The sequence below is a fragment of the Synechococcus sp. MU1625 genome (assembly GCF_020514205.1).
In the GTDB taxonomy this organism is placed as follows: domain Bacteria; phylum Cyanobacteriota; class Cyanobacteriia; order PCC-6307; family Cyanobiaceae; genus Parasynechococcus.
On sequence record NZ_VTLA01000006.1, the window covers coordinates 87,451 to 103,498 of the forward strand.

Annotated in this window: 21 protein-coding genes; 13 read left to right on the forward strand and 8 right to left on the reverse strand. The window is 58.9% G+C overall.

Annotation, left to right across the window (positions count from 1 at the left end):
* Positions 1-16: 16 nt before the first annotated feature.
* The 3 genes from ebsA to FZX13_RS10470 are packed head-to-tail and all read left to right on the forward strand — an operon-like array spanning position 17 to position 2,062.
* A complete protein-coding gene (gene ebsA, locus FZX13_RS10460; protein WP_226409513.1) occupies positions 17-385 on the forward strand; it encodes a type IV pilus biogenesis protein EbsA in 369 nt (122 codons plus the stop codon).
* A 26-nt stretch (positions 386-411) separates the two neighbouring features.
* Complete coding sequence (locus FZX13_RS10465; RefSeq protein ID WP_115024027.1) at positions 412-1,509, forward strand: phosphotransacetylase family protein; 1,098 nt, start codon at positions 412-414, stop codon at positions 1,507-1,509.
* Between the two features lie 16 nt (positions 1,510-1,525).
* Positions 1,526-2,062, forward strand: a complete 537-nt coding sequence (locus tag FZX13_RS10470) for a DNA recombination-mediator protein A (protein ID WP_038556374.1) — start codon at positions 1,526-1,528, stop codon at positions 2,060-2,062.
* Here the strand turns inward: FZX13_RS10470 and FZX13_RS10475 are convergent, their stop codons facing one another.
* Positions 2,063-2,479 carry an MAPEG family protein gene (locus FZX13_RS10475; protein WP_226409514.1) on the reverse strand — a complete coding sequence of 139 codons (417 nt, stop codon included), beginning with the start codon at positions 2,477-2,479 and terminating at the stop codon, positions 2,063-2,065.
* A 99-nt stretch (positions 2,480-2,578) separates the two neighbouring features.
* Between FZX13_RS10475 and FZX13_RS10480 the strand changes: the two genes are divergently transcribed.
* On the forward strand, positions 2,579-3,076 hold the full coding sequence (locus FZX13_RS10480) for a YajQ family cyclic di-GMP-binding protein (protein ID WP_115095090.1): 498 nt from the start codon (positions 2,579-2,581) through the stop codon (positions 3,074-3,076).
* Between the two features lie 58 nt (positions 3,077-3,134).
* On the opposite strand, the gene FZX13_RS10485 is transcribed toward FZX13_RS10480, so the two are convergent.
* Entirely contained in the window at positions 3,135-4,196 is a 1,062-nt protein-coding gene (locus FZX13_RS10485; RefSeq protein WP_226409515.1) for an amidohydrolase family protein, read from the reverse strand.
* Between the two features lie 114 nt (positions 4,197-4,310).
* On the opposite strand from FZX13_RS10485, the gene FZX13_RS10490 reads away from it, so the two are divergent.
* Positions 4,311-5,306 carry a glycosyltransferase family 2 protein gene (locus FZX13_RS10490; protein ID WP_226409516.1) on the forward strand — a complete coding sequence of 332 codons (996 nt, stop codon included), beginning with the start codon at positions 4,311-4,313 and terminating at the stop codon, positions 5,304-5,306.
* A 73-nt stretch (positions 5,307-5,379) separates the two neighbouring features.
* On the opposite strand, the gene FZX13_RS10495 is transcribed toward FZX13_RS10490, so the two are convergent.
* Entirely contained in the window at positions 5,380-5,640 is a 261-nt protein-coding gene (locus tag FZX13_RS10495; RefSeq protein WP_226409517.1) for a hypothetical protein, read from the reverse strand.
* 170 nt (positions 5,641-5,810) lie between these two features.
* On the opposite strand from FZX13_RS10495, the gene FZX13_RS10500 reads away from it, so the two are divergent.
* The gene (locus FZX13_RS10500; RefSeq protein ID WP_370630812.1) at positions 5,811-6,068 is read left to right on the forward strand and encodes a hypothetical protein; all 258 of its coding nucleotides are present in this window, start codon (positions 5,811-5,813) and stop codon (positions 6,066-6,068) included.
* Positions 6,068-6,535 carry a nucleoside 2-deoxyribosyltransferase gene (locus FZX13_RS10505; RefSeq protein WP_226409519.1) on the forward strand — a complete coding sequence of 156 codons (468 nt, stop codon included), beginning with the start codon at positions 6,068-6,070 and terminating at the stop codon, positions 6,533-6,535. The genes FZX13_RS10500 and FZX13_RS10505 overlap by 1 nt, the downstream gene beginning before the upstream one ends.
* Before the next feature lie 304 nt (positions 6,536-6,839).
* Here the strand turns inward: FZX13_RS10505 and FZX13_RS10510 are convergent, their stop codons facing one another.
* The 3 genes from FZX13_RS10510 to hemL are packed head-to-tail and all read right to left on the reverse strand — an operon-like array spanning position 6,840 to position 9,013.
* Complete coding sequence (locus tag FZX13_RS10510) at positions 6,840-7,262, reverse strand: cytidine deaminase (RefSeq protein WP_226409520.1); 423 nt, start codon at positions 7,260-7,262, stop codon at positions 6,840-6,842.
* A complete protein-coding gene (locus FZX13_RS10515) occupies positions 7,237-7,704 on the reverse strand; it encodes a hypothetical protein (RefSeq protein WP_226409521.1) in 468 nt (155 codons plus the stop codon). Before FZX13_RS10515 ends, FZX13_RS10510 begins: the two co-directional genes overlap by 26 nt.
* Positions 7,705-7,711: 7 nt before the next feature.
* Entirely contained in the window at positions 7,712-9,013 is a 1,302-nt protein-coding gene (gene hemL / locus FZX13_RS10520; protein ID WP_226409552.1) for a glutamate-1-semialdehyde 2,1-aminomutase, read from the reverse strand.
* A gap of 136 nt (positions 9,014-9,149) precedes the next feature.
* On the opposite strand from hemL, the gene FZX13_RS10525 reads away from it, so the two are divergent.
* Positions 9,150-10,601, forward strand: a complete 1,452-nt coding sequence (locus FZX13_RS10525; protein ID WP_226409553.1) for an FAD-linked oxidase C-terminal domain-containing protein — start codon at positions 9,150-9,152, stop codon at positions 10,599-10,601.
* A 6-nt stretch (positions 10,602-10,607) separates the two neighbouring features.
* Here the strand turns inward: FZX13_RS10525 and xth are convergent, their stop codons facing one another.
* The gene (gene xth / locus FZX13_RS10530; protein WP_226409522.1) at positions 10,608-11,438 is read right to left on the reverse strand and encodes an exodeoxyribonuclease III; all 831 of its coding nucleotides are present in this window, start codon (positions 11,436-11,438) and stop codon (positions 10,608-10,610) included.
* A 55-nt stretch (positions 11,439-11,493) separates the two neighbouring features.
* On the opposite strand from xth, the gene FZX13_RS10535 reads away from it, so the two are divergent.
* Positions 11,494-11,778 (forward strand): hypothetical protein, encoded by a 285-nt coding sequence (locus FZX13_RS10535; RefSeq protein ID WP_226409523.1) that lies wholly within the window; start codon positions 11,494-11,496, stop codon positions 11,776-11,778.
* Here FZX13_RS10535 and FZX13_RS10540 read toward each other — a convergent pair.
* On the reverse strand, positions 11,744-12,556 hold the full coding sequence (locus FZX13_RS10540) for a tetratricopeptide repeat protein (RefSeq protein WP_226409524.1): 813 nt from the start codon (positions 12,554-12,556) through the stop codon (positions 11,744-11,746). The two genes, FZX13_RS10535 and FZX13_RS10540, sit on opposite strands and share 35 nt — an antisense overlap.
* Before the next feature lie 93 nt (positions 12,557-12,649).
* Between FZX13_RS10540 and FZX13_RS10545 the strand changes: the two genes are divergently transcribed.
* From FZX13_RS10545 to FZX13_RS10560, 4 genes are read left to right on the forward strand one after another with little or no spacing between them, the layout of a single operon-like run.
* On the forward strand, positions 12,650-13,270 hold the full coding sequence (locus FZX13_RS10545) for a hypothetical protein (RefSeq protein WP_226409525.1): 621 nt from the start codon (positions 12,650-12,652) through the stop codon (positions 13,268-13,270).
* Positions 13,270-13,917 carry a hypothetical protein gene (locus FZX13_RS10550; RefSeq protein WP_226409526.1) on the forward strand — a complete coding sequence of 216 codons (648 nt, stop codon included), beginning with the start codon at positions 13,270-13,272 and terminating at the stop codon, positions 13,915-13,917. Before FZX13_RS10545 ends, FZX13_RS10550 begins: the two co-directional genes overlap by 1 nt.
* Positions 13,914-15,122 carry a nickel pincer cofactor biosynthesis protein LarC gene (gene larC / locus FZX13_RS10555; protein WP_226409527.1) on the forward strand — a complete coding sequence of 403 codons (1,209 nt, stop codon included), beginning with the start codon at positions 13,914-13,916 and terminating at the stop codon, positions 15,120-15,122. Before FZX13_RS10550 ends, larC begins: the two co-directional genes overlap by 4 nt.
* Entirely contained in the window at positions 15,122-16,036 is a 915-nt protein-coding gene (locus FZX13_RS10560) for a lysylphosphatidylglycerol synthase domain-containing protein (RefSeq protein WP_226409528.1), read from the forward strand. The genes larC and FZX13_RS10560 overlap by 1 nt, the downstream gene beginning before the upstream one ends.
* Positions 16,037-16,048 lie beyond the last annotated feature (12 nt).

The window sequence follows — 16,048 nt, forward strand, 5'->3', positions numbered from 1 at the left end:
GAACCCAACAACAGCTGTGTCAGATGCTGCCCAACTGGTTCTGTTTGCTCCCTATTGCGGTGGTGTCAGTCGTGAGCAGGATCTGGCCGCAGCCCTGCAGATCCTGCGTCGCGGTGAATTGGAGGGGCGGCGTCCCGTTGCCGGAATGGATGGATACCCCTATGAACTCCGCTGGAAAGGGGTCGCTGCGCCCCTGGAGAGGCTGGAATGCGAACTCCGTTTTCCTGGTCATACCGAGGGGGACGTTGATTTCTCTCTGGTGACTCATCAACTGGTGGCCTGGTTGATGGATCGCTCTCATCCGCAGCGATCGGAGCCGGACCTCCCCGATGGGTTCTGGCAGTGGCTGTTGATTGAGCGCAGTGATGCTCCTGAGCAGGCCTAGATTCATTGATGACAGGCATCACCTCTATGGGAACGACACTGTTGATCGGATCGTGCGAGCCGTTCAGTGGAAAGTCGGCCCTAGTTCTGGGAATTGCCCAGCAGCTTGCGCGAGCCGGACAGCAGATCCGCTTCGGAAAGCCCTTGGCCACCAGCCTGGATTGGGATCCAAACCAGGGGCCGTTGCCTGAACCCCTCATCGACGATGACGTTCGCTTTGTTGGTGAAACGCTGAATCTGCCGTCGGAGCGTCTGATTCCATCGATGCATCTGCTGTCTCCGACAACAGCTGCCCAGCGCCTTGGCCTGGGCGAGCTGGATGCAGGCGAAGGTTTCGATGAACTGCGGCAGCAAATAGAGGCCGGCGAAGGACTCACCCTTTTGGAGTGCGCGGGAAGCCTGCAGGAGGGGCTGCTGTATGGCCTCAGCCTGCCGCAATTGGCGACAGGTCTTGATGCCAAGGTCGTGCTGGTGCACCTGTGGCAGGACAGTCGCAGCGTGGATGCTCTTCTGGCGGCCAAGCAGACCCTTGGAGATCGCCTGGTCGGTGTCGTCCTGAATGCTGTCACCCCCGAGGAGGTCGAGAGCTTGGAGCGTCAGGTGGTTCCTGCCTTGCAGGGCCTTGGCTTGCAGGTGTTCGGGGTCATGCCGCGTTCCCCATTGCTGCGCAGCGTCACCGTCGGTGAGTTGGTAAGACGGCTGAATGCGCGGGTGATTTGCTGCCCAGAACGGCAAGAACTGCTGGTGGAAACCTTGAGTATTGGCGCGATGAATGTGAATTCAGCCATGGAGTTCTTCCGCAAACGACGCAACATGGCTGTGGTCACGGGTGCGGATCGCACTGATATCCAGTTGGCTGCTCTGGAGGCTTCAACCCAGTGCCTGATCCTGACTGGAGCGGGGGAACCTCTCCCTCAATTGATCAACCGCGCTGAAGAGCTGGATGTGCCCCTCCTCAAGGTGGAGCACGACACGCTCGCCACGGTGGAAGTGATTGAGCAGGCCTTCGGACATGTGCGGCTGCATGAAGCCGTGAAGGCGACCTATGCCTTCCGTCTTGTGGAAGAGCACTGCAAGCTGGATCAGCTCTTCAGTGCATTGAATCTGACGGTTCAACACGCCTGATGGTTGCTAGCTTCCGATGAAATCAGGCGGCGGGTTTTCCTTGGGTCAGTCACTGGATCTGCCAGCTCTCGATCGGGTTGACACCCTGGCGCAGGAACTTGCACTGTTGCAGGACAAAAGTCAGCGAAGGATCGCCATCCTTGGTAGCCGCCATGTCCCCGTTGTTGCGGTTCATCTGATCGAGTTGGTGGCACGCTCTCTCGTTCAGGAAGGGCATTCCCTGGTCACATCAGGATCCCAAGGGGTAAACGCTGCGGTGATTCGCGGATGTCTGGAGGTGGATCCCTCCAAGCTCACGGTCTTGTTGCCCCAGAGCCTCGATCGGCAGGTGCCTGAAATCCGTGATCTCCTGGATCGTGTGCTGCACCTTGTTGATAAGCCCGAGCAGGACGATCTGCCTTTGCCCATGGCCAGCAGTTTGTGCAATCAGGAGATCATCAACCGCTGTGATCAGTTGATCTGCCTCGCGTTTCATGACAGTGAAACGCTGCTTGCAAGTGCGCGAACGGCAGAAGATATGGGGAAGGTGGTGAGTCTTCTTTATTTCGACTGATCAGCCAGCGGCGCTGATCACGGCCCGTAGCCCCTCGACGTAGCAGACGCCGACGGCCGTCACCCCAGTTGCCCAACACAGTCCCCTCAGGGGAGGCACATTGCCGACGTAGGCGAACAGATAGACGAAACGGATGCCTGGCCAGATCCACGCTGCAACGATGGCACTGGTGCTGCTGACACCACTGATCAGACACAACAGCATCGCGGGGCTCCCCAGGGTTAGAGCTTCCCAGCTGTTCTCCTGTGCCCAGACCGCGCGCTGACCGAAGGCGGGCAGCCGTTCAAACATCGCCCGTGGTGCCTGCAGGTCAGCCATGGTGAAGTCTGCTTTGGCCCTTCCGGCTCCGGTAAGCACGATGCTCACCATCACGACGGCTCCCATCAGACAGAGGGCCCAGGCAAACGCAGGAGTCATCGATTTCGATTAGGTCCGGCGACCATAACGGGCCTGGGATGACTGCAACCTTGAAAGGGGCGGTGGCTTTCTAAGCTGAACGATCGACACGCTCGCGACATGGCCAGTACGTATTCCTTCGACGTGGTCTCTGACTTTGACCGTCAGGAGCTGGTGAACACCCTCGATCAGGTGCGTCGCGATGTGGGCAACCGTTATGACCTCAAGGATTCCAACACTGAGATTGATCTGGAAGAAACAGAGCTGGTGATCACCACGGCCAGTGATATGACGCTTCAAGCTGTGGAGGATGTGCTTCGAACCAAAGCGACCAAACGCAATCTTTCACTCAAGATTTTTGATTTTCAAACTCCTGAAACGGCGGGGGGAAATCGAGTCAGGCAGGTGGTGAAGCTGCGCAAGGGGCTGAGTCAGGAGATTGCCAAAAAACTAAGCAAGATGGTGCGTGACGAACTCAAGAAAGTGACGGTGGCGATCCAGGGGGAAAGTGTGCGAATCACGGGCAAAAGCAAGGATGATCTTCAGGTCGCAATTCAGCTCGTCAAGAGTAAGGAAGATGAGCTCGATGTTCCCCTCCAGTTTGAGAATTATCGCTGATCAGAAGCCAAGGTTCTAAGTACCCGTATCTCAGGGTATTTTGAGTTGTAATCATCTTTCAAGTTAGCTTTAGTAGTTGTCGAGCATTGTCGCGGCATATTTTCTTTTTGATTGCATTGCTGACGGTGGCCTGTTCAATCCAATGCCCCGCAAGTTCAATGTCTTCGTAGGGATAGTCTGTTGAAAACATGACGCGATCGTCCCCGAGGGAGTCGATCGAACACTGCAAAGCAGCGTTGTCGCAAACGCCCGATGTTGTGATCCAGAAGTGCTTTCGGAAACAATCACCAGGGGACATGCTGATGCTGTCGCGATAACGCGTTGTGGCGAAGCGACTGTCCAGTCTCCAGAGATAGAACGGAAGGTTTTCGCCCATGTGGCCGAGAATGACTTTTGCGCCTGGGTGCTTTTCAAACACTCCATTCACGATCAAGCGCAGGGCATGGGTGGCTGTATCAAAGGACCATCCCCAGATGGCGCCATCCAGCTCTTTCACCATGGACGACGGTTGATCCGTCGGGATGCCTGGATGCAGGTAGAGCGGAACATCCAGATCCTCAAGGCATGACCACAGTGGGGCCATAGAGGGGTCGTCGAGATAGATGCCTTGGCTGCTGCCGTTGACCAGTGCGCCTACAAAACCGAGCTCAAGGACGCAACGCTTGAGTTCGTCGCAGGCATGGTCGACATTCTGCATATTCAGGGCTGCAAAGCCTTTGAATCGCGTCATGTGCATGGCAATGGCGCTGTGCAGTGCATTGTTCGCCTCAATGGCAAGGCCTGATGCTTCTGTTGGGCTGCTGATGCCTTGAATGCCAGGCGCTGTTTGTGAAAGCACGGCGATGTCGATGCCTGCGGCATCCATGGCTTTCAATCGGGCTTCCCCGAGTTCGGGGAGTCGCGGTTCGATCGCGGCAAGGATTTCGGGCGCAAAGAAGCTCACTTCCTGCTCTGTGGGAAGCAGGGCTTTGATGGAAAAGTGCTCCTCGAGGGCAATCTTTTTGAGGGGCTGCTGTTGAACGGAAGAGGGCCCCTGAGGTGTAGATGCGGCTTGCAGCAGCAACCCCGCTGCGCTTAGCCCGCCCAGGCCCAAAACCTCGCGCCGTTGAAGATGGGCCATTGCAGGGAGAGATTACTGGCTTCAGTGTTAGTCGTGTTCTCTGTTGCAAGCCCTGCAGGCAACATGTTTTTAAAGGACATGTTGTGGTAATTTGAATAAAATTCTCTGGATTGAGTGAGCAGTTTCGCCATCGTAGTTCGCGTTTTTGATGGTGAAGCCCCTTATCTCCAGTCTTTTATTGATCATCATCGTCGCCTGGGTGTTGACGCTTTTTATCCTGTGATTGCTCCAGGAGCGGCACCATTGTGCAGAGAGATATTTGCAAAAAATGCGATTCAATTCCATGAGTCTGAAGGGCAGAGGATTTCCAGTGTTCAGGATTTGATTCGAGAGGATTATGTTGCTGTTATTGATGCTGATGAATATTTGCATCCAGGTTTGTTCCAATTCCTTGAAGAGGAAAATGTTGAGTCTCTCCTGATGCCATGGAGGCTGACAGCATCCATGGACGATGATTTCTTTGAGTCTGCTCAAAAGAGATTTTTTGTTTTCCCCCAGGTGAAATCAATCGTCAAAACATCTGCACTCAAGCGGCTTCGTCTTCATGCCTCTAACACCCATGGATCAGGTCGTTGCCTTGGTGTTGATCAGGGTCAACAATTTCCTGTTCAGCACTACTACCTTCGCGGGCTCGATGACCTGCTGCTGAAAGAGGGTGGTGTGGTGAAGCGAACCTTGGCGCAGAGCTCAGGGCGGAAGCAGGTGAATTTGGACGCTGCAGCGGATTCGATGGATTTTCCTAGCCGTCATGCCCGGGTGGCGTTCCTTTTGAAAGTGCTCAAGTCCATCCCTGAGCAGCCTGACCCCTACCGGATGTCGTTAGACCGTTCCATGTTGGATCATCTTCGGGACAACGTTGATGGTGACCCAGAGGCGGCCAAACAAAAGCTTCGCGATAGCGTTGTGAAGATCCAAAAGGTGTATCGGCATCGCACGATTGATCGAGAGATTAGGGCGACGCAACAGCTGCTTGCCTCTGGCCCACATAAGGTCAGCTATCAGAAAAGAGTGCTGAAATTGCTTCGTGGTGATTTTGAATTTCGTCGGTCATGGCTTGGATTTTTTGAAAATGCTCGGGATTCGTTGTTGATGTTTAGAGATGGTTCGTAAGCCTGAATTGTGGTTGTAGGCCTGCATCTCAACCTGGTGGTGAGAGTCATCGTTCACGGCATGATCGAATGATTTATCTGAAAGTGTCATGGTCTCGGGCGCGTCGCGTATCGATGATCCGGGCAAGTTCAAGCACATAGCCCGCTGTGCACCAGCGACCGTGACTGCGGGACCGGTTTTCAGGATCCGAGCGGATCTCAGCGGTTTCAGCCATCAACAGATCCAGTTCGCCCTGTGGCAGGTCATACAGCTCCTGCAATTCCAGCTCCCGGTTGAGCAGATGGCTGCGAAACCATTTGCGGGTTTGCTCTTGGGGTGGGATGTCTCGGTTCAAGGGGCTACATAGCGTGGATGTGTCATTCTCCGGCTATGCAGATCCTTAGCTGGGCCCAGTTTGATCAGGCTGTGCAGCTGTTGGCTTCACGGTTTGCAAATTCAACGGTGACCGGGGTTTACGGGGTCCCGAGAGGGGGGCTGTGCCTCGCGGTTGCACTGAGTCATGCCATGGATCGCCCCATGCTGTCATCACCAGAACAATCGGCGTTGATTGTGGATGATGTCTATGAAACCGGGCGCACGTTGAAAGCGTTGAAAGCTGAGGTGCCTCAGGCCTCCTTTGCCGTGTGGGTTAGCAAGAGCTGTCCTGACTGGTGGACGGCAGCCGTTGTTGCAGAGTCATCGGAATGGGTGGTGTTCCCCTGGGAAAACCTCGAAAAGGCTCGTGCGGATGAGCAGGCCTATCGCTCCTCGCGTGGGCTGTGATGACGTCCTTGCGCACGATTTATTTGGCGTCTCCTTACGGCTTTTCCGCCCAGTGGAAGCGGCTGTTGTTGCCAGAGTTCATCGGGGCGTTGGAAGCCCTGGGGTTAGAGGTGTGGGAGCCCTTTGCTCGAAATGGTCAGGTGAATTTGGCGGAACCCGGTTGGGCCTATCGCGTTGCCCAGCGGGACTTGCAGGATGTGCGTGATGCCGATGCCCTATTCGCGATCGTGAATGGAACGCCACCCGATGAAGGGGTGATGGTGGAGCTTGGTGCCGCGATTGCTCTTGGTAAGCCAACATTCCTGTTTCGGGATGACTTTCGTCGCTGTACGGATTCGGAAGAATATCCACTCAATTTGATGTTATTTGCAGGTCTTCCAGAGGTTGAATGGCCGCAGTACGTTTATAGCGACTTGTCTGAAATTAGTGATCCTAAGAAAGCCTTAGCGCGCTGGGCTCAATCTTGATTTTTGTCTGCGAATCAACAGCGTAGCTCTGTGTTTTATTTTTTGGCTGGATGGTAAAAATTAATGGAAATATTGTTTTTCTGGAAGCTTGTTGTGGTGTTCATGGGAGTGATGAGATTTTGGTTGAGGTGTTTATATGTGTCTTTTGATTCGACTTTGAGAGGCTTGTTTGGGTGTGTATTGACATGCAATGCCCTGATCTGTGCCCTCACTCTGTGATCAGGCCAATGGCTTAATTGTCTGATTCATGATTTTGATCAAAATGTTGCCCTGTTGGTCAGTTGTTTCGAATTTATTTCTGTAATCATCGATTGCTTTTTGGCGCACCAAGCTGAAATGGTGCTGGGAGAAGTTGGTCAAGCTGCATCGTGCCAACCCCGTCGATGCTGACATGGGCATCGCTCGGCAGGAGTTCTTGCATTACCTGACGGCATGCGCCGCATGGCATGCGTGAGCTAGGCGAGGCATCGGTCTGGGCGTCGATACAGCTCACGGCCAGTGCAATTGGTCGTTTGCCCAGACTGATTGCGGTAAACAGTGCGACGCGCTCCGCGCAGATGCTCAGCCCATAGCTCGCATTTTCAACGTTGCAGCCGTCGATCACGCTTCCGTCTTCACACCGCACGGCGGCACCCACATGGAAGTTCGAATAAGGGCAATGGGCACGCTTGGCTGCTTGCCGAGCCTGCACCAGAAGCGACTCAGCGTTGTTCGCGACAGGAGCCATGGGCTGTTTCAAGAAGGCTGCTCAGGGTTTGTGTCCCACCGGATTGGGTTAGGCGGGATTGCTGACTGAGTTTGAAACCGTTTTGCACGTCGATAATCAGATCGCCGCTCACGTCGACACGACTTTCGCGGGCTGGGCTTGTTGATCCCACGCCATTGCTGAATTGGAGAGGACCCAAGGGGGCTTCGTAGGACCAGTGATAGGTCATCCCTGAGCGTTCAATCTGCTCAACACCGGAACTGCTGAATCGTTCCACCAGAGGTGTGAGCCTGCTCTCGATCACCGTGGCCGGATCGATGCTGGGTTTGCCACCATCCCGATCAATCTGGAATTGCTGTTGTTCAAGCTGACGAATGCCAGGAATGGGTTGGCCTGACCACCGGCTCTCCACGGTCTGGATGGTGCAGACCAGTGGAGGGGGAGGAGGTGCTGAGGCCAGCACGGCGGGATCAGGCCACGGCCGCGAAGCTTTCGCGGAAGGCATTGATCGTGGCTTCGATGTCGGCGTCGGAGTGCGCCAGGGAGGTGAAGCCGGCTTCGAAGGCGGAAGGTGCGAGATAGACGCCCCGCTCGAGCATGGCGCGGTGCAGCCTGCCGAAGCGTTCCGAATCCGTGGCCTTGGCTTCCTCGAAGTTACGCACCGGGCCTTCGCAGAGGAAGAAGCCGAACATGGCGCTCACGCTGGCGGTTGTAATCGGCACGCCGGCGGCTTGTGCTGCTTCCTTGATGCCCGCCACGAGCTTCTGGGTGGTGGCGGTCAGCTTGTCGTAGGTACCGGGCTGCTTCAGCAATTCAAGGGTCTTGATGCCTGCAGTCATCGCTAAGGGATTACCGCTGAGGGTTCCGGCCTGATACATGGGGCCTGCAGGCGCGACCATTCCCATGATGTCGGCGCGGCCGCCATAGGCGCCAACGGGCAGACCACCACCAATCACCTTGCCCATGGTCGTGAGGTCTGGGGTGACACCGAAGTGGGCTTGGGCGCCGCCGTAGCTGATCCGGAATCCCGTCATCACTTCGTCGAACACGAGCAGAGCTCCGTTCTCCTTGGTGAGTTCGCGTAGCCCCTCGAGGAAGCCTGGTTCCGGCTGAATGAAACCAGCATTGCCGACGATCGGCTCGAGAATGACGCCCGAGATGGCGTCGGGGTTCTCAGCAAACAGAGCTTTAACGGCCTCTAGATCGTTGTATGGAGCCGTCAGGGTGTTGGCGGTGGTGCTGCGGGGCACGCCTGGAGAATCGGGCAGCCCAAGGGTTGCCACCCCGGAGCCAGCCTTCACCAGGAACATGTCCGCATGGCCGTGGTAGCAGCCCTCGAACTTGATCACCTTGTCGCGGCCGGTGTAGGCGCGCATCAGGCGCAGCACAGCCATGCAGGCTTCCGTGCCGCTGTTAACGAACCGCACCATCTCAACGCTGGGAACAGCGTCGATCACCATCTCGGCCAGGGTGTTCTCCAGGGCACAGGGAGCTCCGAAGCTGGTGCCCTTCTCGACCGCCTCCTGCAGTGCTGCGATCACCTCGGGGTGGGCGTGGCCGCAGATTGCAGGCCCCCAGCTGCCGATGTAGTCGATGTATTTATTCCCATCCACGTCCCAGGCGTAGGGACCCTTGACCCGATCGAACACGATCGGCTGACCGCCGACCGACTTGAACGCCCGCACAGGGGAGCTGACACCTCCTGGCATCAGGGTCTGTGCTGCTCCGAAGATGGCTTCGGAATGGCTGGTGTTCAACGCGGGAGCTGTCACTGGAACCGACGCCAAAGGGCTGATGCAAACCGTGCAACATCCTGACTCAGGAACGTCCAGTTCTGTTTGCTGTGTTTCTTAATTGCCCACTTCGCAAGCTTTTTGATGCGTAGTCTTGGGTCAGATCGAGATCGCTGTGAGCCACGACTGGTCAGTTCTGGAGAGGGATCTGCGCCGCTGTCTGCCCCCTCGGGCCATCGTGGCGAAGCGTCAGGAACTGCTGAGTTACGACTGTGACGGACTGACGCTTGAGCGTCATTGCCCACCCCTCGCGGTGCTGCCAGAAACCACTGAACAGGTCGCCGCGGTGCTGCAGTGCTGTCATCAACGCGGTGTGCCTTTCGTGGCCCGCGGTAGCGGCACCGGCCTCTCGGGGGGAGCGCTTGTGGATCAGCAGGCGCTCCTCGTTGTGACCAGTCGGATGCGTCGCGTGCTCGAGCTTGATCTGGCCAATCAACGGGTCACGGTCCAGCCCGGGGTCATCAACAGCTGGGTGACACGGGCCGTGGCCGGTGACGGCTTCTATTACGCCCCGGACCCGTCCAGTCAAGTGGTCTGCAGCATCGGCGGCAATGTGGCGGAAAATTCAGGCGGGGTGCACTGCCTTAAGTACGGCGTGACCAGCAATCACGTGCTGGGGCTTGAGGTGGTGTTGCCCGATGGAACCACCACGCAGCTGGGGAATGGCCTGGCGGAATCGTGCGAGTTGGATCTTCGTGGTGCCTTCATCGGCAGTGAAGGCACCCTGGGCATCGCGACCGCCATCACCCTGCGCTTGCTCCGGGCGCCGGAGTGCGTGAACGTGCTGTTGGCTGATTTCGCCACGATGGAAGCGGCAGGGGAAGCGGTGCGATCTGTGACCGCGAGCGGCCTGCTGCCGGCGGGGATGGAAATCATGGACAACGTCACCATCAACGCCGTGAATGATTTCTTCGGCTACGACGAATACCCCCGCGATGCGGCGGCGGTGCTGTTGATCGAGCTGGATGGGCAGGATGCCGAAGTTCAGGCATCCGCAGAACGGGCCGATGTGCTGTGTCGTGCCGCAGGGGCCCGTGGCCTGCGACGGGCCCAAGACCCCACGGAGTGCGCGGTGCTTTGGAAAGGACGTAAATCTGCCTTTTCAGCGGTGGGCAAAATCACGCCGACCTATTACGTGCAAGACGGTGTGGTGCCTCGCAGCAGCCTTCCCTCGGTGCTGGCCGCGATTGAACGGCTCAGCCAGGAGCACGGCCTGCCCGTGGCCAATGTGTTTCATGCCGGCGATGGCAACCTTCATCCGCTGATCCTCTATTCCCTGGACCAGCCGGATGTGGAGCGGAGCGTGAAGGAACTCGGTGCCGCCATTCTGCGGGTGTGTCTCGACGCCGGGGGCAGCATCAGCGGTGAGCATGGCGTCGGGGCCGACAAGCGTTGCTATCTCGACTGGATGTTCGGCCCGGATGATCTGGAAACGATGGGTCTATTGCGCTCTGCCTTCGACCCCGACAACCGCGCCAATCCCGGCAAGGTGCTTCCCACGCCGCGCACCTGTGGTGAATCGGCCAAACGCATGGTGACGCTGCCAGCAGGCGTGGAGCTCTACTGACTGCGATCAGAACAGCAGGTCATCGTTGTCGTCATCGGATGGAGGCCAGTCGAGGTCAACGCTGACCGGTGCGTGGTCACTGGGTTGCAGGTTGCCGCGCATACCTTTGTGGATGATGCAGCTCCGGGCGAGGCCCAGCAGTTCCTCGCAGAGATAAATGTGATCGATGCGCCAGCCGCGGTCCCGGTCCCAGGCGCCGCTGCGGTAATCCCACCAGCTCCAGTGGCCGGAATCTGGCTCGAAGACCCTGAACACGTCCTGAAGCCGCTCCCCAAGGGCGGCACGAAGAGCACTGCGTTCAGCATCGCTGGCCATGATGCCGCCGGTTTGTCGGTCTGGGTCGGGAAGATCGCGTGCTTCAAGCCCGATGTTGAAGTCGCCGACCATGCACAGCGGTTCGCCGCGCTCCTGCTGGGCCTCGAGGTAACGCTTGAGGCAACCAAGCCAGGTCAGTTTGTAGGGATATTTTTCTGATTTCAAGCTTGATCCATTCGGCACATAGAGGTTGAGCACGCGGACGCCATTCAGCAGTGCGCTGATCACGCGTTTCTGTTCGCCGAGATCCGCAGCTTCAGCCTCGTCAGGGAGCTCCCCAACGAATCCGCAGCGCACATCCTCCAAGGGGTTGCGGCTGATCAGGGCGACGCCGTTGTAAGCCTTCTGGCCATGGATGTGCACGTGCCAGCCAGCATTTTTGAAGTCCTGCAAAGGAAACAGCGGGTCATCAACCTTGGTTTCCTGCAGACAGAGAAGATCCGGTTGCTCGTTCTCCAGCCAACTGAGCACCTGATCGAGTCGCATGCGAACGGAATTCACGTTCCAGGTGGCGATCTGCACGGTTGATCCGGTGGTGAAAAAGACCCTTAGCATCAGCCCACCCCGAAATCCGCTGATGTCCTCCCGTCTTGCGGCTGTCGCACAACTTGTTCTGCCCTGCCTGATCGCAGCGGCCATCCCGGTTGGCGCAAATGCCCAGGTGGATGCGCCTTATCAGAACCGCGAAGAACGAGAGATTTACGGAAACACCAATGACAACGGGTCCGTTCTCGACGCCGCCAACCCCATGGATCTGATGAACAGGATCCGGCGGTCGACGGCCATGGATGACGCCACGCCACCTTCCGACGCCATTGATGAGGCCCTCAAGGCCTTCCAGAATCAGCCCGCATCGCCGTAGGTCCAGGTTGTTCCGAGGCGGCATAGCGTGCAGCGCTCAATCCGAGCCGTCCTGCCAGAACATCGATCAATGGATCGATCTGTCCGTTTGAATCCCGCCGTTGGCGGGCCTGCTTCAGCAGAGCTTCCACATCATTTGTATGGCCTTGGTCCTGCTGCAACAGCGCAAGGGCCAGCAAGGGTCTTGTGTTGCTCGGCTCCTCTGAAGCCAGTTGGCGATACAGGTTGACCGCTTCCTTGTGGGATCCGCTTTGACGTAAGAGATCGGCAAGAAGCAGACCGATCTCCAGACGTTGTCCCGGTTCCAAGCCCTTGAAACGGGTGGTGAGTTCAGTCTTGGCCTGAATTTGGCGTCCCCGCTGCTGATCCAGCAGCACCAGCAATTGCAAAACCTGCGGATCATTCGGATGCAAGAGCATCAATTGATTGAGGCTGCGTCGGGCTGCCTCGGGCTGGCCATTGAGGCGTTGCAGCTCCGCTTTGAACAAGCTGAGTTCGCGGGGGGTAGAACGAGCCGTGATCCACGGTTGCAGCGCCACTTCGGCTTCCTGAAGGCGTTCCAGAGCAATCAAACGTTCCAGAAGGAGAACACGTTCTGCCTCGCTGAGCTCCTCCTGGAGCTGGAGTTGCTGCATCAGCGATTCGACCTGAGGATCTTCAGCCAGACGACTTCCGCGGGCGCGGGTTTCAGGGGCCATGGAGGCAGCAGTGATCCAACCGACCAGTGCAGCCCCAACCATGGACACCAGCAGCAACAGGATCCGGCGCGGGCTCTGCATCCGATCACGAATCAGCTATTTCAGTCTGAGGGGATTGCGGTGGGCTGGCTACAGTCTTCACAAGGGCTTTTGACTCCGCCCGGATCTGGATCAATGCGCGCCCATCCGATTCCCCCGGTCACAGAGCCGTTGCAGTACCGGGCCATCGGTCTCGTTCGGGGCACCTACGCCCCTACCGATCCCGAACAACTCACCCGCGGCACGTTGACCGATGCCCAGGGGGTCCCCCTGGAAACCGTTGTGCTCGGTCGAGTGCTCACCCTGATCCGGCGGCATCTGCCTTTGGACCAACCGCACCTCTGGGTGGTGTACCCCAGAAGCCGCGAAAGTGATCATCTCCATCTTCAAATTGCTGGTGTCTGGGAACCCAGCACTCTTTCGCCGGAGCAAGCGGATGCCTCAGATACCTTGCCCGAGGGAGACGACTACTTCTCCATCAGAGGAGAGTTGATCTTCACCAAGCCCGAGACCGGCGAAATGGTGGTGAAGGTGCGGCAGCAGGCCCGGGCTGACGGCCACCGGCCGCTCCCCTTCAAGCTCCAGATCAAGGGCGAGCTTCCCCTGGAAAACCTGCGCCACTTCGTCAGCCTCGACCTGCGCCGGCAGGGACAGGAACTTCATCTGGAACAGCACGAGGTGATTGCCCCGATGCCGACGCGTGGTGGCAAATCCAAGGGAGGCCGCGGTCGTGCCACCTCGCGCGTTCGGAGCTGATGGCGGAGGAGGGGCAGGGCTCCACGGGGGTATTGCGCGCTGGTGTCGCTGTTGCCGGCATCACCGTTCTCGGAGCCTTTGGCCCTGCCTTGGGTCTGTCCTCCGCTTGGATTGTGGTGGCTGTCGGGGGTGCTCTGGTCACCCTCAGTGTTGATGCCGCCACCTGGCAGGGCATGGGTGGCCACATCCTGGCGGAAGCCTTGCCCGGTGGTCAGGAGCGTCTGCGTCGGATTGCGGTGCATGAGGCGGGCCATGTGCTGATTGCGGAAGAGGAGCAACTTCCGGTGCAGCAGGTGCTGGTTGGAACCCTTGCCTGTGTGCGTGCTGGGCTGCGCAGCAGTGGTGCCACTGAGTTCACCGTGCCGGATAGTGTTCGGATGCCCCTCGAGGATCTGCGGCGTTGGAGCCGGGTGCTCCAGGCCGGCATCGCGGCGGAGACCGTGGTCTTCGGTCAGGCCCGTGGTGGTGCAGATGACCGCGCTTTGCTGGGACGGCTCTGGGGACTGTCCGGCCATGACGTTGCCACCGCTCAGCGGGAGCAGCGTCGGGCCCGTCGGGAGATCGAGCAGCAACTGCGTCAGCAGCGTCAGGCGCTTGACCGTGAGGCGGTTGCGCTGTTGGAGGCGGCCCCGCGTCTGGGGCGATGAGCGCGCTCTGGATTGATGCGCCAACGGGTTTGGCGGGGGACATGCTCCTTGCCGCCCTGTTGGATCTCGGTGTGGATCAGGCCGTTGTGGAGTCGCCTCTGGCGGCCCTCGGTTTGGCAGGGCACTACCGCCTCATCCAGCACGAGGCGCGCAGCGGCGGACTACGGGGGATCCGCGTTGATGTGCAGGGGCTCGAGGATCAGCCTCCCCACCGCCAGTGGTCGGAGATCCGCGATCAGATCCATGCAGCTGCCTTGGCTCCATCGCTGAAGCAAACCGTTCTTGCCGTGTTCACCCGCCTGGCGGAAGCCGAAGCCACGGTGCATGGGACCTCGGCGGAGGCCGTTCACTTCCATGAAGTGGGGGCCATCGATGCCCTTGTGGATGTGGTGGGGGTCTGTGCCGCGATGCAAGATCTCAACCCGGCAGAGGTGGTCTGTTCCCCGTTGCCTGCCGGGAGCGGGACGGTGTCAACAGCCCATGGCCTGTTGCCCGTCCCCGTTCCTGCAGTGCTTGAACTGGCGCGTCGTCACCGCATTCCGCTTCTACAGGGTGGTGACCTGCCCACGGGGGAATTGGTGACTCCCACGGGTCTGGCCTTGGTGTCGGTGCTGGCGGATCGCTTTGTGGCCCCTGATGTTCTGGTGGCCGAAAAAATCGGCGTCGGCCTCGGCCATCGCCAGCTGGATCGCCCCAACCTGGTGCGCTTGGTGCTCAACACCCCGTCGGTGGATGCAGTTGCAGGTCCCCGCTGGGAGTCGCTGGTCGTTCAGGAAGCCTGGATTGATGACGCCACCCCTGAGGAGGTTGCTGCATTGGCCAATCGGTTGCGAGATGCGGGGGCGATTGATGTGGCGGTGCAGCCGTTGTTGATGAAAAAGGGCCGCAGTGGTCAGGCCATCACTGCGTTGGTGCGGGATGGTGATGCCGACGAGATGCGTCGGCTTTGGCTCAGTGCTGGCAGCAGCATTGGTTTGCGGGAGCGGTGCCAGGGACGCTGGGTGTTACCGAGGCGCCATGGTGTGCTCGACACCCCCTGGGGTCCCCTCGCCGCCAAACAAGTGCGACGCCCGGATGGTCGTTGCACTGTCAAAGCCGAAGCTGATGCCCTGGAGGCTCTTCAGACCAGCACTGGGTGTGGTCTTGATGAGCTGAGGGCTGCCGCAGCTGCTGCACCGTTTGTCAGCACGGAAGACTGGACCTGATGGGCAGAATTCTCCGCCAACCCAAGCTCTGGATCACGCTTGCCAGCCTGGTGTTCATCGCTGTGGCCATGGCCCAGCAGGCTGACCAGCTTCGCCAGCTGAGCCTGGTGGCCCATGGTTGGTGGTGGCTGTTGTTGGGTCTGGGCCTGACTTGGCTCAGCATCCTGATCAATGGTCTGGCCTGGCGCGACCTGCTGGTCTGGTTGAAGCACCCTCCCCAGGGCCTCGCGGTGGTGCCGCTGTTTGTGCGCAGCAACCTGCTGAAGTACCTGCCAGGTGGAATCTGGCATCTGGTGGAGCGGGTCCGGGTGCTGCGCCCGGTGATTGGCGGTGGACCGGCCCTGGCCGGTGTGATTCTTGATCCGCTCCTGATCGTGGCGGCGTCCGTTCTTGTTGTGGTTGCTGGTGGATGGCAGCAGGGCCTCGCACTGCTCGCTCCCTTGCCAGCGCTTCTGATGATTCCGCGGTGGCGGGAGCCGCTCCTGCGTCGGCTGGAGCGTTCGAAGGCGGCGCAGTTGCAGTCTGCTGGCGGCGGGCCACTGGAGAGTGAGGGGAGCGGCCGCGGCGGCTACCCCTGGTGGCCACTCACCCTTCAGCTGCTGTTTGTGCTCTGCCGCTTTGCCGGGTTCTGGTGCAGCGTGCAGGCTTTTGGCCTTCGCAGCCCGGCGCCATTCACCTGGCTGGCAGCATTTGGACTGGCCTATGCCGTTGGGCTGGTGGTCCCCGGTGCCCCTGGTGGTCTGGGGGTCTTTGAAGCCACCTTGTTGCTTCGGTTGGGTCCTGCCGTGCCGGAAGCGCAGTTGCTGGCCGTCGTGCTCAGTTATCGGCTCTTGTCCACCCTTGCGGATGTTGTTGCCAGCGCGGCACTTGTGGCGGATCGGCTGGTGGAGCAACGTTTGAAACGTTCATGCTGACCCCCTGGCTGT

What these genes read in the sequence shown, in the direction of transcription:
- FZX13_RS10465 (WP_115024027.1), top strand. Translation starts at nt 412, where the DNA reads ATGGGAACGACACTGTTGATCGGATCGTGCGAGCCGTTCAGTGGAAAG.
- FZX13_RS10470 (WP_038556374.1), top strand. Translation starts at nt 1,526, where the DNA reads ATGAAATCAGGCGGCGGGTTTTCCTTGGGTCAGTCACTGGATCTGCCA.
- FZX13_RS10475 (WP_226409514.1), bottom strand. Translation starts at nt 2,479, where the DNA reads ATGACTCCTGCGTTTGCCTGGGCCCTCTGTCTGATGGGAGCCGTCGTG.
- FZX13_RS10480 (WP_115095090.1), top strand. Translation starts at nt 2,579, where the DNA reads ATGGCCAGTACGTATTCCTTCGACGTGGTCTCTGACTTTGACCGTCAG.
- FZX13_RS10485 (WP_226409515.1), bottom strand. Translation starts at nt 4,196, where the DNA reads ATGGCCCATCTTCAACGGCGCGAGGTTTTGGGCCTGGGCGGGCTAAGC.
- FZX13_RS10500 (WP_370630812.1), top strand. Translation starts at nt 5,811, where the DNA reads ATGGATCGCCCCATGCTGTCATCACCAGAACAATCGGCGTTGATTGTG.
- FZX13_RS10505 (WP_226409519.1), top strand. Translation starts at nt 6,068, where the DNA reads ATGACGTCCTTGCGCACGATTTATTTGGCGTCTCCTTACGGCTTTTCC.
- FZX13_RS10510 (WP_226409520.1), bottom strand. Translation starts at nt 7,262, where the DNA reads ATGGCTCCTGTCGCGAACAACGCTGAGTCGCTTCTGGTGCAGGCTCGG.
- FZX13_RS10535 (WP_226409523.1), top strand. Translation starts at nt 11,494, where the DNA reads ATGTCCTCCCGTCTTGCGGCTGTCGCACAACTTGTTCTGCCCTGCCTG.
- FZX13_RS10540 (WP_226409524.1), bottom strand. Translation starts at nt 12,556, where the DNA reads ATGCAGAGCCCGCGCCGGATCCTGTTGCTGCTGGTGTCCATGGTTGGG.
- FZX13_RS10545 (WP_226409525.1), top strand. Translation starts at nt 12,650, where the DNA reads ATGCGCGCCCATCCGATTCCCCCGGTCACAGAGCCGTTGCAGTACCGG.
- FZX13_RS10550 (WP_226409526.1), top strand. Translation starts at nt 13,270, where the DNA reads ATGGCGGAGGAGGGGCAGGGCTCCACGGGGGTATTGCGCGCTGGTGTC.
- larC (WP_226409527.1), top strand. Translation starts at nt 13,914, where the DNA reads ATGAGCGCGCTCTGGATTGATGCGCCAACGGGTTTGGCGGGGGACATG.
- FZX13_RS10560 (WP_226409528.1), top strand. Translation starts at nt 15,122, where the DNA reads ATGGGCAGAATTCTCCGCCAACCCAAGCTCTGGATCACGCTTGCCAGC.